Raw genomic sequence first — 13,842 nt, 5'->3', positions numbered from 1 at the left:
CCTTGATCTACCATCTACCGCGACAAGATCCCCCCTCTCTATCGCTGCGGCCCGTTGTCGGCGCCGCGCTTCACCACGGCGAGACCGGCGCCCGCCCGGACCGCGGCGACGTCCCCGTCGGTGTCGGTACGCAGCACCCGCGCCCCGCCCCGGGTCAGCCGGTCCAGCAACCCGGCGTTCGGATGCCCGTAGTCGTTGTCGACGCCCACACTCACCAGCGCCACGGCCGGACGTACCGCGCCCAGGAACTCCGGATCCTGGTACGCCGAGCCGTGGTGGGCGACCTTCAACACGTCGGCCCGGATCCCGGCGGCCGCTGTCGTCTCCAGCATCGCCCGCTGCTCCTCCGTCTCGGCGTCGCCGGTGAGCAGGATCCGTACCCCGCCCACGGTGGCGGCCAGCACCAGTGAGTTGTTGTTCGGGTCGGACCGGCTGCCCCGCAGCGGGTACGGCGGCCCGACCGCCACCAGGTCCACCGCGCCCGCCCGCCACCGCCAGCCCGCCTGCACCGCGGCGAGCGGCGCACCGGCCCGGCGGGCCGCCTCGCGGACCTGGGCGGCGCCGTAGGGCGGCTCGGACCAGGGCGGACCCACCACCGCACCCACCCGCCGCCCTCGGAACACCCCGGCCACGCCGCCCACGTGGTCGACGTGAAAGTGGCTGACCACCAGCAGCGGCACCTCCCGTACGCGGAGGCGGCGCAGGCAGGCGTCCACGCCGGACGGCTCCGGGCCGGCGTCGACCACGACAGCCCGGCCGGCGGCGATCGGCAGCACCACCGCGTCGCCCTGCCCCACCGCGCACGCCACCACCACCCAGCCGCGCGGCGGCCAGCCGGAGGCGAACAGCCGGACCGGCACCGCACCGAGCACCACCGCCACCACGACGACCACGACCAGTCGCCGTGCCCGGCGTCGCCGGAAGGCGAGCAGCAGCCCCACGCTCACCGCCGCCAGCAGCAGAGCCCCTGCCACCCCGCCCGTCCACGGCAGGTTCCCGGCGGGCAGGTCCGCCCCGTGCCCGGCCACCGCCACCAGCCAGCGCGCCGGCCAACTCGCCAGCCAGGCCAGGAATTCCGCGCCACCCGGCCACACCGGCGACAGCACCGCCGCCAGTACGCCGAGCACAGTGGCCGGTGCGACGGCCGGCACCGCCAGCAGATTCGCCGGTACCGCCACCAGGCTCACCGTCGCCGACAGCCCGGCGACCACCGGGCCGCAGGCCAGCTGCGCGGATGCCGGCACCGCGAGCGCCTCGGCCAGCCCGGCCGGTACGCCGCGGCGCCGCAGCGCGTCCCGCCAGCCGGGCGCGAGCAGCAGCAGTCCCCCGGTCGCGCACACCGACAGCGCGAAACCCGGGTCGCCCGCGAGGTCCGGGTCGTACAGGACCAGCCCGGTGACCGCTGCGGCGAGCGCGGGCAGCGCCGACCGGGACCGCCCGGCGGCGAGCGCCGCGAGCCCGATCGCGCCCATCGCGGCGGCACGCACCACGCTGGGCGAGGGCCGCACCAGGATGACGAACCCGACGAGCGCGAGGACGCAGAGCACGGCGGCGGTACGCGGACCGGCACGCGCCCACCGGGCCAGCAGCAGCACCGCCCCGACGACGATCGCCACGTTGGAGCCGGACACCGCGTTGAGGTGGGTCATCCCGGTGGCCCGGAAGTCCTCCTCCACCTCCGGCAGCAGCCGGCTGGTGTCGCCCACCACGAGGCCGGGCAACAGCCCGCCCGGCGCGTCCGGCAGCGGCTCGCAGGCCCGTTGCAGCCCGGCGCGCAGCACGCCCGCGGCCCGTTGCGGCCACGATGCGTCGCCGCGCAGCGTGGGCGGGTCGGCGGTGGAGAGCACGGCGGCGGTCAGGTCGCCGCCGCGCGGTGCGGACAGTCGCCCCCGGCTCGTCACCCGCTGCCCGGGCAGCAGTGGACGCCAGGCGGGGTCGGTGGCGAGCACCAGCGCGCGTACCGGGCCGGTGACGCGAGCGCCGTCGGGGCCGGTGAGCCGGATCAGGTCCACGCGGACGAGCAGCATCGGTTGCCGGCCGGGCGCACCGCGTACCGGGCGGGGATCGTCGCGCAACAGCAGCTCGGCGATGACCAGGGCGCGATCGGCGACGAGCGCGCGGACCGGGGCGGCGTCGCGGACCGCGACCCGGGCGCCGGTGGCCGCCGCCCCGCAGAGCACGCCGAGCAGCACGGCGACCGCGATCCAGCCGTAGCGGCGGACCGTCGCACCCGGCCGGCCGAGCACGCCGCACAGGTGCAGGCCCGCGAGCAGGGCGAGCGCGGCGGCGACGATGGCCAGCCACACGCTCACACCGACGCTGAGGTGCAGTCCGGCCAGCGCGGCGAGCCAGGCCGCCACCGCCAGCCCGGCCAGCCGCAGGTCGGGCACGTCGCGGCCGGCCGCCTCCCCGTCGAGAGCCGCGCGAAGGCCGTGACCGCGCGGCCCGCGTCGGACGGTCACACCGTCACCAGTTCCTTGAGCTGCTCGTACCGGGCGTCGCCGATGCCGTCGACCTGGCGCAGGTCGGACACCGAGCGGAACCCGCCGTTGCGGTCCCGGTGGTCGAGGATCCGCTGGGCGAGCACCGGCCCTACGCCCGGCAGCGCGTCGAGCTGGGCCAGCGTGGCGGTGTTCAGGTTGACCGGACCGGCCGGTGCCGCCGAACCGCCCGGCGCAGCGCCACCGGCCGCCGGGCCGGGCGCGGCCTGGCCGGGTGGGGCGGTGACGCCGACCAGGATCAGCTCGCCGTCGGTGACCTTGCGGGCGGGATTCAGCAGGGCGGTGTCGACGCCGGGCAGCGCACCGCCCGCCGCCTCGATCGCGTCGGCCACTCGCGCACCGGCCGGCAGGCGGACGAGGCCGGGGCGGCGGACCTTGCCGGCCAGCGCGACGACCACCTGACCGGGTGTGCCGGCCGGCGCGGGCACCCCGGGAACCGCTTCGGTCGCCGCGCTCACCGGCGCCTCGGCGGACGCCGCGACCGGCTGGACGGGCTCGGCGCTGGGACGGGAGCGCCACGCCCAGACGGCGGCCACTGTGACCACCACCGCCGCCACCGCCGCGAGCGCGCGTACGCCCCGGCGGCCGGGATCGAACGCCCCGGGACCGGGTAGCCGGGACGCCAGGCTGCGCTCGGCTGCCGGCGGGTCGTCGAGCCCGTGCCCGTCGGCGTCCGGTTCGGCGGAGGCCGGATCAACTCCGAACGGATGCTCCCGCCCGCCGTACCGCTCCGGGAGGCCAGGGCGCAGGCCGAAACCCGGCTCGATCTCGTCCGGCACCGGCCCGAGCCGGCCTCGGACATCCGGCCCAGCCCCGCCAGCGGCGTGCCCAAAGGCCGCAACGGAACCGCCGTTGAAGATCGGCCCGGCTTTGTCAGGCCAAGGGCCGGAGTCCGCTCCGGACCGGGAAAGCCCGGACCGCCGGGAGGGCCGCGCCGCCCGGCCGCCCTGCGCGCCGAGATCCGGGCCGAGCTGGGCCTCGCCGGCGCGATGGCCGGCCTCGCCCGAGCGGTCGGCGGGGAACGGCGGGACGGCGGCGGCGTCCTCGAACCCGGACAGCCGGGCGAGCCGCCGCCGTACCGTCGTCTCCTCGTCGTCTGGCACGGCTCGGGACGCTACGGCGACGGCTCGTCAACCGTCGGCCGGTGAAGCCTCACCTGTGGACGACGCGGGCACTGTGGACGGCGACCCGATCAAGCCCTGACTGTGCTAGGGCCTGGAGACGAAGCTCAGCGCGCCTCCGGGTCCAGGCCGAGCGCGGCCCGGCCCCCGTCGACCGGCACGGTCGCGCCGTTCACGAACGAGGCGCGCTCGGAGAGCAGGAACGCGACCACCTCGGCCACCTCGTCGGTACGCCCGATCCGGCCGACCGGATGCAACCGGGCCATCTCCGCGTCGACGTGCGCCACCCCGGCCGGGTCGAGCCCGGCGAGGTAGGCGGCGTGCCGTTCGGTGTGGACGGAGCCGAGCGCGACCGCGTTGGCGCGGATCCCGCGGGGACCGTAGTCGACGGCGAGCGCCCGGGTCAGCCCTTCCAGCGCGGCCTTGGCGGTCGCGTACGGCAGGGCGCCCGGCACCGCCCGGCGGGCCTGGTGGGACGAGACGTTGACGATCGCGCCGCCGGATCCGGCGGCCAGGAAGCGGCGTACGGCGGTGCCGGCCCCGGCCACGGCGGGGCGCAGGTTGAGCGTGATCAGGTCGACGACCTCGGCCGCGGGCGCGCGGTGCAGGTCGGCGTCGCGGAAGACGGCGGCGTTGTTGACCCAGCCGGCCAGCGGCGCGGACGCCTCGGCGCGGTCGGCGGCCCGACCGGTGACCGCCTCGTCGCCGGCGTCCCCGGTCACCGCGTGCAGCCGGTCGGCCAGTGGGTGCCGGGCCAGCCAGTCCAGCGCGCCGGTGTCCCGCTCGACCACGACCACAGTGCCGCCGTCGGCGGCCAGCCGTTCCACGATCGCCCGTCCGACGCCGCGCCCGCCTCCGGTGACGACGTACGACAGTGGGCTCATCCGGCCACCCTAGGGCGTGCGGCGGTGGACCACCACGCACGCCAGCCCCGGCCCGGCGTGGGCGGCGACCACGGCTCCGGCCTCGGTGACGTAGGTGTCGTGCAGGCGGTCGCCCAGCCGCTCGGTCAGCGCAGCCAGCAACTGCTCGGCCCGCTGCGGCGCGGCGAGGTGGTGCACGGCGAGGTCCACCTCGGCGTCACCGGCTGCCTCGACGGCGAGGTCGACCAGGCGTGCCACGCCCCGGCTGGCGGTACGGACCTTGTCCTTGACCACGATCGCGCCGTCCGGCATGTGCATGATCGGCTTGACCGAGAGGGCGGTGCCGAGCAGCGCCTCGGCCGCGTTGATCCGGCCGCCCCGGCGCAGGAACTCCAGCGTGTCGACGTAGAAGTAGATGGTGGTCCGGGCGACCGCGTCCAGCGCCGCGTCGCGTACCCCGGTCAGGTCGGCGCCCCGCGCGGCGGCCGCGGCGGCGGCGAGCGCCGGGAAGCCGAGACCCATGCCGGTGGATCGGCTGTCGACGACGGTGACCCGGTCGTCGCCGACCTCGGCGGCGGCCAGCCGGGCGGCCTCGACGGTGCCGGACAGCTCGGCGGACAGGTGCACCGACACCACGCCGTCGGCGCCGTCGGCGAGCAGCGCGCGGTAGACCTGCGCGAACTGTTCCGGCGCGGGCCGGGACGTGCTCACCGAGACCCGCCGGCCGCTCAGCGCCCGGGTGGCGTCGGCCGGGGAGGTCTCGATGCCCTCCAGTCCTTCCGCACCGTTGAGCACGACGGTCAGCGGGACGACGGTGAGCCCGCGTGCGCGGACCAGGTCGGGGGGCAGGTAGGCGGTGGAGTCGGTGACGACCGCGACGGGCATGACCGGCACGCTAGCCGATGGCGCTGTGAGGTGCCGGGGGCGGAGGTGTCAGACCGCGTCGGTGAGCGCCGGCTGGGTGATCAGCCCGACGTTGTGCGCCCGCAGGTGCCAGCCCCGAACGTCGTCGTGGCGCAGTTCGGTCCAGTGGCAGTTCGCCAGGGAGCCGAGGCTGCGCAGCACGGTGTGGTCCCAGCCGAGCAGGTGCCCGACGCCCTGCCGGGCGCCGCCGCCGTGGGTGGTCACCACGACGGTGCCGCCGGTGGCCAGGTCGGCGGCGTCCTGGAAGCCGGCGCCGAGCCGGGCGCCCAGGTCGCCCAGGGGCTCGATGCCGGCGCCCGGGTCGGGGTCACCGGCCCGCCAGCGGGCGTACTCGTCGGGGAACCGCTCGGCCACCTCGGTCAGGGTGAGGCCCTGCCACTGGCCGAAGTGCCGTTCGCGCAGCCGGGCGTCGGAGCGGACCGGCAGCCCGGTCAGCGCCGCGAGCGCGGCTGCGGTGTCGGCGGCCCGGCGCAGGTCGCTGGCGACGATGGCGTCCGGGCGCAGCGCGGCGAGCACCGGCGCGGCGGCGCGGGCCTGTTCCCGGCCGAGGTCGTTGAGCGGCACGTCGGTCTGCCCCTGGACCCGGCTCGCGGCGTTCCAGTCGGTGTTGCCGTGCCGCCAGATGATCAGGCGGGTCATTCGGCGGTGGCGGTGCCGGCGGCCGAGTCGGCCAGGTCGCGATCGGTGAACGGGATCTGCGGGCAGTCCTTCCAGAGCCGGTCGAGCGCGTAGAACTCGCGCTCCTCGGTGTGCTGGACGTGCACCACGATGTCGACGTAGTCGAGCAGCACCCAGCGGCCGCCGCGCTCACCCTCGCGGCGCACCGGCTTGGCCTTCTCCGGCAGCTCGAGCAGGCGCTCCTCGATGGCGTCGACGATGGCGAGCACCTGACGCTCGTTCGGAGCGGCGGCCAGCAGGAACGCGTCGGTGATCGCGAGCTGGTCGCCCACGTCGATGATGACGATGTCCTGTGCCTTCTTGTCGGCCGCGGCCTGGGCGGCGGCGATCGCCAGCTCGTGCGCGCGTTCGGAAACTGTCACCGTTCTCCTTCGATCAACCGTGCGACCCTCCAAGCGTCTCACACCCGGCGGTGCGGCGACTTGTCAGTTCTCGTCGATTACAGGCATGAACCGGGACACAAAGGGGCGAATCACCGCTGGTAAAGACGCCGTTTCGCGATGTACTGCACCACACCGTCGGGCACCAAGTACCACACCGGCTCCCCCCGGGCGACCCGCGCGCGGCAGTCGGTCGAGGAGATCGCCATCGCCGGCACCTGCACCAGGCTGACCGAGTCGGCCGGGAGGTGCTTGTCGGTGAGTTCGAAGCCGGGCCGGGTCACGCCGATGAAGTGGGCCAGTTCGAGCGCCTCGTCCAGGTCCTTCCAGGAGAGGATGCGCTCTAGGGCGTCCGCACCGGTGATGAAGAACAACTGCGCCTTCGGGCCGTACTCGGCGTGCAGGTCGCGCAGCGTGTCGACGGTGTAGGTGGGACCACCCCGGTCGATGTCGACCCGGCTCACCTGGAAACGCGGGTTGGAGGCGGTGGCGATCACCGTCATGAGGTAGCGGTCCTCGGCGGGGGTGACCGCTTCCTCCGCCTTCTGCCACGGTTGCCCGGTCGGCACGAACACGACCTCGTCCAGGCCGAACCGGTCGGCCACCTCGCTCGCCGCCACCAGGTGCCCGTGGTGGATCGGGTCGAACGTGCCACCCATGATCCCGACCCGCCGGATGTCTTCCTCCACCCCGCGATCGTAGGCTGCCCGCCGGACGGCCCCGGGCGGGGTCGGTCACGCCGGGCGGGTGAGCCCCGCCCGGCGTGCCCGGTCAGGCCGCCGCGGCGGCCACCGCCGTCCGGGCCACGAGCGCCCGGCGCATGTCGTCGTCCAGGTCGGTCACCCACCGCCGCAGGCCGGGCGTGAGGTCGTCGCGGGTCAGCAGCGCCGCGGCCATCTCCCGGGTGGTCTGCGCCACGGCGTAGCGGGGGTACGCGGCCACCGTGACCGCGTCGGCCACCCACGCGGTACGCAGACGCGCCGCCATCGGCATGTCGGTGAAGTAGCGCTGCACGTACCCGGCGGTCAGTTCGGCCTGCTCGGGCTGCCAGAAGCCCTCGGCGGTGGCCTCGACCAGCCGGTTGGACAGCTCGGTGCTGCGGGTGACGATCTCCCAGGCGGCCCGCTTCGCGTCGGCGTCGGGCAGCGCGGCCCGACACGCGGCGGCCTGCTCGGCGCCGGTGGAGCTGCGGTCGGCGGCGGCCTCGGCGTCGATCTCCGATGCGCCGGCCGCACCGAGCACCACGAGCCGGCGCAGCACCGCCCAGCGCAGGTCGGTGTCGATCGCCAGCCCTGGCGGCACCCCCTTGCCGGCGAGCCAGCCGGTCAGCATCGCGGTGTCGGTGGTGGCGCCGACCAGACCCCGCGCCGCCGCCAGTTGCAGGGAACCGCCCGCGGGCGCCGAGTCGAGCAGCGCCGCGCAGGCGTTCGCCACCCGCAGCAGCGCCGCGTCCCGGGCGAGCGGGTCGAGGTAGCGGTCGATCAGCCGGCGGCTGAGCAGCAGCACGTCCTCGACGATCGTCACCTCGGTCTCGGCCGGCAGCGCCGCCCCGATCAGCCCGGCGAGCGCGCCGGCCGGCCGTTCGCCGTCGGTGACCGCGTCCAGCGTCTCGGCCCAGAGCAGCGCCCGGGCCAGCGAGTCGTCGAGGCCGGGAAGCAACAGCGGCACCGCGTCCGCCGAGGCCGGATCGAGCCGGATCTTCGCGAACGTCAGGTCACCGGCGTTCGGCAGCACGAGCCCGGTGGCGGGCCGCCCGACCAGCTCCGGCAGCGGAGTGCGGCCACCGTCGGCGTCCGGGTCGAGGTCGACCTCGAACCGGTACGCCGGGCCGTCAGCGATGTGGTGGGCCACGCCGATGCGGTGCGGCCGCAGCACCGGGTGGCTCGCCGGGGCGGTCTGCACGATCGCCACCTCGGTCCACCGCCCGTCGGCGTCCACAGCGGTCTCGACCCGCAGCGTGTTCACCTGCGCGCGGCGCAGCCAGCGTTCCGCCCAGCCGTCCAGGTCGCGGCCGCTCGCCGTACCCAGGGCGGCCAGCAGGTCGGCGAGCGTCGCGTTGCCGAACCGGTGCGCGGCGAAGTGCGCGTTCAGCCCGGCCAGGAACGCCTCGTCACCGAGCCAGGCGACGAGCTGACGCAGCACGCTGGCCCCCTTGGCGTACGAGATGCCGTCGAAGTTGAGCAGCGCCCGCGCGGCGTCGGCCACCTCCTCCGGCGCCACCGGGTGGGTGGAGGGGCGCTGGTCGGCGGTGTAGCCCCAGCCCTTGCGGCGGCTCGCGAACGTGGTCCACGCCCGGTCGAACCGGGTCGCCTCGGCGGTGACCCGGGTGCCCAGGTATTCGGCGAAGGACTCGTTGAGCCACAGGTCGTCCCACCAGCTCATGGTGACCAGGTCGCCGAACCACATGTGCGCCATCTCGTGGGCGATGGTGGTGGCGCGCAGCTCCCGCTGGGTGTCGGTGACAGCGGAGCGGAAGACGTAGTCGTCGCGGATCGTGACCAGGCCCGGGTTCTCCATCGCGCCGGCGTTGAACTCCGGCACGAACGCCTGGTCGTACTTGCCGAACGGGTAGCGCTCGGCGAACAGCTCGTGGAAGCGGTCGAAGCACTGCCGGGTGACGGTGAAGATCTCCTCGGCGTCGGCGTCCAGGTGGGCGGCGAGCGAGCGCCGACAGTAGAGGCCGAGCGGGATGCCGTCGTGCTCGGCGCGCAGCACGTGCCAGGGCCCGGCGATCAGCGAGACGAAGTAGGTCGCGAGCGGCTCGGTGGTGGCGAACTCCCAGCGGCCGGGCGCGGGGCGGTCGGCGTCCGCCCCGTTGGCGGCGACTGTCCACTCCGGCGGCGCCGTGACGGTCAGCGTCACCGGCGCCTTCAGGTCGGGCTGGTCGAACGCGGCGAAGATGCGCGGCCCGTCGTCCAGGAAGGACATCGCGTACAGGTACGTCTCGCCGTCGGCCGGGTCGACGAAACGGTGCAGCCCTTCGCCGGTGTTGGAGTAGACCATCTCGGCCTCGACGGTGAGCGTGTTGTCCTCGGCCAGGCCGGTCAGCGGCAGCCGGTCGCCGGCGAGCAGGGCCGGGTCGAGGTCGCGGCCGTTGAGGCGGGCGGCGAGGAGTCGGCGCGGCTTGACGTCGACGAAGGTCTCGGCGCCGGGGGTGGCCCGGAACCGGATGGTGACGGCGGAGCGGAACCGCTCGGCGTCGCCGGTCAGGTCGAGGTCCACATCGTAGGACTCGACACTGATCGACGCGCGGCGCGCGGTCGCCTCTGCACGGGTGAGGCTCGGCATCCGCTTATCCTGCCCGATGAGGTCCGCTCGGGCCGTCTCGTTACGCATGGCGATGGAGGAACAGCGATGGGTCAGCACCCCAAGGGCGATTTCGACCTCTCCCGGGCGGTTTGGCAGCGGGCTGAGGGCGACACCTCCGAGGGAGCGGTCGAAGTGGCCTTCGTCGATGACCTGATCGGTATGCGCAACTCCGCCGAGCCGGACGGGCCGGTGCTGGTCTTCACCCAGGCCGAGTGGGATGCGTTCGTCGCGGGCGCCCAGGACGGCGAGTTCGACCTGGACTGAACGCGCTTCAGTCACCGTCGCCCCAGCCGAGTCCGCCCGGACCGGGCGCGTGGTGGAAGCCGAGGTGACCGGCCACGTCGGCGCAGCGCTCGCCGTCAGGCCCGGAGGCGTCGCAGAACAGCCGCTCGGCGCGGTGCCAGGCGTCCGCCGGGGACAGCGCCGCCGCGCCGAGTGCCAGCTCCGGGCGGAGCAGGCCGAGTGCTTCGGCGTACGCCACGGCGTGCTCCCGCGCGACGGCGGGGTCGGCGGCGGCGAAGCCCAGGTGCACGGTGAAGTAGCGCGGAGGGCGGCCCTCGGGGCGCCGGGGCCCGCCGATCAGCGGCCCGTCGCGGCCGTCGCCGCGCAGCCGGGCCGCTGCCTCGCGGTGCCGTCGCACCGCCCTGTCGTCACGCATCAGTGCCCTCCCCCGTCGTCGGTGACCGCCGCCGGACGCCGCGCCGGCGGTTCGCGGACCGGTCACCGCCGGTCCGCGAACCCGAGGGAACCAGCTTTTCCGCCCCCGGGGAGGGGCCAGCACCGCCCCGCGTGGCCGGCCCCTCCCCCGAAGGGCCCGAGCTGCTGAGATGGAGGGTTCGGCCGCGCCGCGCCGGGTAGGTAGGCAACGCCGCCGAACCGCATCAGGAGCAGTCGAGATGAGCACCATGCCGAGCGACCGGAGCCCGGACAGCACGATCGCGTTTCTCCGGGAGGGCTACCGCTTCGTCGGCTCCCGCTGCGACCGCCTCGGCACCGACGTCTTCCAGACCCGGCTGCTGCTGGAACCGACCATCTGCCTGCGCGGCCGGGAGGCCGCCGAGCTGTTCTACGACGAGGAGCGGTTCGTCCGGCGCGGCGCCATGCCGATGCGCGGGCAGCGCACGCTCACCGGCGTCGGCGGCGTACAGGGCCTCGACGGGCAGGCGCACCGGGTCCGCAAGGCGATGTTCATGTCGATCATGACCCCGGCCGCGATCCGCCGCCTCGGGGAGATCTTCGACGAGCAGTGGCGGGCCCGGATCCCCGACTGGGCCGAGGGCGGCCCGGTGGTGCTCTACGACGAGGTGGGCGAGATCCTGACCCGTACGGTCTGGGCCTGGGCCGGGGTGCCGCCGGCCGAGGCCGACGTGCCGCGCCGCACCGCCGAGATGCACGCGATGATCGAGGCCCCGGCCGCGCTGGGCCCCCGGCACTGGCGCGGACGGCTCGGCCGTCGGTGCGCGCAACGCTGGGCCGGCGAGCTGATCGAGCGGGTACGCGCCGGCACGGTGCCCGCCCCGGAGGGCAGCGCGCTGGCGGTGGTGGCCGGGCACCGGGACGAGCGGGGCCTGCCGTTTCCCCGCCGGATCGCCGCTGTGGAGCTGCTGAACGTGCTGCGCCCCACCGTCGCGGTGGACCGGTACGTGGTCTTCGCCGCGCTGGCGCTGCACGACCACCCGCACTGGCGGGACCGCCTGCCCGGCGACGACGCCGCGACCGAGCAGTTCGTGCAGGAGGTACGGCGCTACTACCCGTTCTTCCCGGTCGCCGCGGCCCGGGTGCGCCGCTCGTTCCAGTGGCGGGGGTACGCGTTCCCGCAGGGCCGGCGGGTGCTGCTCGACCTGTACGGCACGAACCACCACCCCGACGTGTGGCCCGAGCCGGAGCAGTTCCGCCCGGAACGCTTCGCCGGGTGGCGCGACGATCCCTTCGGCCTGGTCCCGCAGGGCGGCGGCGACCACTTCACCGGCCACCGCTGCGCCGGTGAGTGGATCACGATCGAGCTGATGAAGCGGGCCGTGTCGAACCTGACCGGCGCGATGAGCTACCGCGTACCGCCGCAGGACCTGGCGCTCGACCTCGGCACCATGCCGGCGTTGCCGCCCGGCGGGCTGGTGCTCGACGGGGTACGCCCGCTCGACGGGGCACGCCCGGGCGGGGTACGCCCGCCGCGCTGAACGGGCGCACCCCCGGACGGGTCAGGCGGCCTGCGGGTGCAGCACGGTACGCAGGCAGCCGTCCTCCTTCTTCTCGAAGATCTCGTAACCCCGGGCGCCCTGTTCCAGCGACATCGGATGGGTGGCCAGGTAGCCGGGGTCGATCTCGCCGGCCGCGACCCGGTCCAGCAGCATCGGGATGTAGCGCTGGGCGTGCATCTGTCCCATCCGCAGCACCAGGGCCTTGTTCATGGCCGCGCCGAGCGGGAACTTGTCCACCAGGCCGCCGTACACGCCGACGATGCTCACCGTGCCGCCCTTGCGGGCCGCCATGATCGCCTGCCGGACCGAGGTGGGGCGGTCGGTCTGTGCGCGTACCGTCTGCTTGGCCTTGTCGTACGCGTACGCCGGGCCGACGTCGTGCGACTCCATGCCGACGGCCTCGATGCAGGCGTCCGGGCCGCGCCCGGCGGTCATCTCCCGCAGCGCCTCCAGCACGTCGGTCTCCGCGTAGTTGATCGTCTCCACGCCGAGGCGCTGCGCCGCGGTGGCGAGCCGTTCCGGCAGCCGGTCGATGACCACGACCCGCTCGGCGCCGAGGATCTGCGCGGACCGGGCCGCCATCTGGCCGACGCCACCGGCGCCCCAGACAGCGACCACCTCGCCGCCCTTGAGATCGCAGAAGTCGGCGGCCATCCAGCCGGTCGGCATGGCGTCCGAGGCGAACACCACCGAGTCGTCCGGCACCCCGTCCGGCACGGTGAACGCGCCGACATCGCCGAAGGGCACCCGGATGTACTCGGCGTGGCTGCCCGCGTAGCCGCCCGCCGCGTGCGAGTAGCCGAGGATGCCGGCCGGCGAGTGGCCCCACAGCTTCTCGGTGAAGACCGGCTGCGGGTTGGAGTTGTCGCAGAGCGAGAACTGCTCGGTGCGGCAGTACCAGCACGAGCCGCAGGCCACCACCGAGCCGACCACCACCCGGTCGCCGACGGAGATGCGCCGCACGTCCGGGCCGGTCTCGACCACCTCGCCCATGAACTCGTGGCCGAGGATGTCACCCTCGCGCATCGCCGGCAGGTAACCGTTGATCAGGTGCAGGTCGGAGCCGCAGACGCTGCTCGCGCGCACCTTGACGATGATGTCGCCGCCGGACCTGATGGTCGGCTCCGGCACGTCCCGCACGGCCAGCTTGCCGACGCCCTCCCAGCACAACGCCCTCACGGTCGCCCTCCCGCCATCAGCTTCTCGCGTACCTTGTCCGTCGCCCGTTCCTGGCGCGGGCTGCGCCCGGACGGGTCGTGCCGGGTGTCGAGCACCTGGCCGGTCTCGACCAGCGACTTGATCCGGCGCAGCGCCGTGCGCAGTCCCAGGTCCGGGTCGCTGCCGCCGACGAGGCCGGCCGCCCGCCGGATCGGCCCGGAACGCCACCGCAGCTCGGCCCGGATCTCGGTGCCCCGGTCCTGGGGGGCGGCGGCCAGTTCGACCCGGCCGCGCTGGGCGACCGGCCCGTCGGTGACCCGCCAGCTCAACCGGCCCGGCCCGTCGACGGTGATCTCGGCCCGCCACTCGGTGCCGCCGCCGGCCGGGTCGGCTGCCACACAGCGCCACCGGTTCGCGTCGAGCTGCTCCAGCGTGGCCCACTCGGCCAGCCCCCGGTCGAGCCGTTCCCGGTCGGTCCAGAACCCGATCACCTCGTCCACCGGCCGGTCCACGGTGATCCCGCGGCGCACCACGTACCAGCCGTCCTCCCGGTCGGGTTGGTGCCGGTGCCGCCGACGGGCCACCGTCCGGGTGACTCCGAGCGCGGCCACCGCGGCAGCGCCGGCCAGCGTCCATCTCGTCGCGTTGCTGGGCATCACGTCTCCTCCCGACTCGGACCGTCCGTATCCGGCTGCGCTACCCGACACAGC

13 protein-coding genes are annotated in these 13,842 nt (G+C 75.1%); 2 read left to right on the top strand and 11 right to left on the bottom strand.

Translation table 11 applies throughout. The annotated features are described in order from the left end of the window. Positions 1-38: 38 nt before the first annotated feature. The 8 genes from O7607_RS19135 to pepN form a co-directional block, all read right to left on the bottom strand. Entirely contained in the window at positions 39-2,390 is a 2,352-nt protein-coding gene (locus O7607_RS19135; RefSeq protein WP_269707028.1) for a ComEC/Rec2 family competence protein, read from the bottom strand. A gap of 68 nt (positions 2,391-2,458) precedes the next feature. Next, positions 2,459-3,280, bottom strand: a complete 822-nt coding sequence (locus O7607_RS19130) for a helix-hairpin-helix domain-containing protein (RefSeq protein ID WP_433496189.1) — start codon at positions 3,278-3,280, stop codon at positions 2,459-2,461. Positions 3,281-3,729: 449 nt separating this feature from the next. Beyond that, the gene (locus tag O7607_RS19125) at positions 3,730-4,506 is read right to left on the bottom strand and encodes an SDR family NAD(P)-dependent oxidoreductase (protein ID WP_269704574.1); all 777 of its coding nucleotides are present in this window, start codon (positions 4,504-4,506) and stop codon (positions 3,730-3,732) included. A gap of 9 nt (positions 4,507-4,515) precedes the next feature. Further along, positions 4,516-5,370: a DegV family protein gene (locus O7607_RS19120; protein ID WP_269704573.1), complete on the bottom strand. Its 855-nt coding sequence runs from the start codon at positions 5,368-5,370 to the stop codon at positions 4,516-4,518. A 48-nt stretch (positions 5,371-5,418) separates the two neighbouring features. Next, positions 5,419-6,048 (bottom strand): histidine phosphatase family protein, encoded by a 630-nt coding sequence (locus O7607_RS19115; protein ID WP_047893492.1) that lies wholly within the window; start codon positions 6,046-6,048, stop codon positions 5,419-5,421. Next, positions 6,045-6,449: a ribosome silencing factor gene (rsfS, locus tag O7607_RS19110; protein ID WP_210898053.1), complete on the bottom strand. Its 405-nt coding sequence runs from the start codon at positions 6,447-6,449 to the stop codon at positions 6,045-6,047. The genes O7607_RS19115 and rsfS overlap by 4 nt, the downstream gene beginning before the upstream one ends. 110 nt (positions 6,450-6,559) lie before the next feature. Continuing rightward, a complete protein-coding gene (gene nadD, locus O7607_RS19105) occupies positions 6,560-7,156 on the bottom strand; it encodes a nicotinate-nucleotide adenylyltransferase (protein ID WP_013475510.1) in 597 nt (198 codons plus the stop codon). An 82-nt stretch (positions 7,157-7,238) separates the two neighbouring features. After that, positions 7,239-9,755, bottom strand: coding sequence for an aminopeptidase N (gene pepN / locus O7607_RS19100; protein WP_269704572.1), 2,517 nt, complete (start codon positions 9,753-9,755; stop codon positions 7,239-7,241). Positions 9,756-9,821: 66 nt separating this feature from the next. On the opposite strand from pepN, the gene O7607_RS19095 reads away from it, so the two are divergent. Next, positions 9,822-10,040, top strand: coding sequence for a DUF397 domain-containing protein (locus O7607_RS19095; protein WP_013287999.1), 219 nt, complete (start codon positions 9,822-9,824; stop codon positions 10,038-10,040). Positions 10,041-10,047: 7 nt separating this feature from the next. Here the strand turns inward: O7607_RS19095 and O7607_RS19090 are convergent, their stop codons facing one another. Continuing rightward, on the bottom strand, positions 10,048-10,434 hold the full coding sequence (locus O7607_RS19090) for a hypothetical protein (RefSeq protein ID WP_269704571.1): 387 nt from the start codon (positions 10,432-10,434) through the stop codon (positions 10,048-10,050). A gap of 238 nt (positions 10,435-10,672) precedes the next feature. Between O7607_RS19090 and O7607_RS19085 the strand changes: the two genes are divergently transcribed. Continuing rightward, the gene (locus O7607_RS19085; protein WP_269704570.1) at positions 10,673-11,953 is read left to right on the top strand and encodes a cytochrome P450; all 1,281 of its coding nucleotides are present in this window, start codon (positions 10,673-10,675) and stop codon (positions 11,951-11,953) included. 21 nt (positions 11,954-11,974) lie between these two features. Here O7607_RS19085 and O7607_RS19080 read toward each other — a convergent pair whose 3' ends face one another. Further along, complete coding sequence (locus tag O7607_RS19080; RefSeq protein ID WP_269704569.1) at positions 11,975-13,153, bottom strand: zinc-dependent alcohol dehydrogenase; 1,179 nt, start codon at positions 13,151-13,153, stop codon at positions 11,975-11,977. Beyond that, positions 13,150-13,788 (bottom strand): SRPBCC family protein, encoded by a 639-nt coding sequence (locus tag O7607_RS19075; RefSeq protein WP_269704568.1) that lies wholly within the window; start codon positions 13,786-13,788, stop codon positions 13,150-13,152. Before O7607_RS19075 ends, O7607_RS19080 begins: the two co-directional genes overlap by 4 nt. Between the last annotated feature and the right edge of the window lie 54 nt (positions 13,789-13,842).

Source organism: Micromonospora sp. WMMA1949 (assembly GCF_027460145.1).
Lineage (GTDB): Bacteria > Actinomycetota > Actinomycetes > Mycobacteriales > Micromonosporaceae > Micromonospora.
Note: the sequence above shows the minus strand (reverse complement) of the source record. Positions and strands in the feature narration are given on the sequence as shown.

Bases quoted from the DNA above. Each gene is read 5' to 3' on its own strand.
- O7607_RS19125 (WP_269704574.1), bottom strand. From the start codon at position 4,506: ATGAGCCCACTGTCGTACGTCGTCACCGGAGGCGGGCGCGGCGTCGGA.
- O7607_RS19120 (WP_269704573.1), bottom strand. From the start codon at position 5,370: ATGCCCGTCGCGGTCGTCACCGACTCCACCGCCTACCTGCCCCCCGAC.
- O7607_RS19115 (WP_047893492.1), bottom strand. From the start codon at position 6,048: ATGACCCGCCTGATCATCTGGCGGCACGGCAACACCGACTGGAACGCC.
- pepN (WP_269704572.1), bottom strand. From the start codon at position 9,755: ATGCCGAGCCTCACCCGTGCAGAGGCGACCGCGCGCCGCGCGTCGATC.
- O7607_RS19095 (WP_013287999.1), top strand. From the start codon at position 9,822: ATGGGTCAGCACCCCAAGGGCGATTTCGACCTCTCCCGGGCGGTTTGG.
- O7607_RS19090 (WP_269704571.1), bottom strand. From the start codon at position 10,434: ATGCGTGACGACAGGGCGGTGCGACGGCACCGCGAGGCAGCGGCCCGG.
- O7607_RS19085 (WP_269704570.1), top strand. From the start codon at position 10,673: ATGAGCACCATGCCGAGCGACCGGAGCCCGGACAGCACGATCGCGTTT.
- O7607_RS19075 (WP_269704568.1), bottom strand. From the start codon at position 13,788: ATGCCCAGCAACGCGACGAGATGGACGCTGGCCGGCGCTGCCGCGGTG.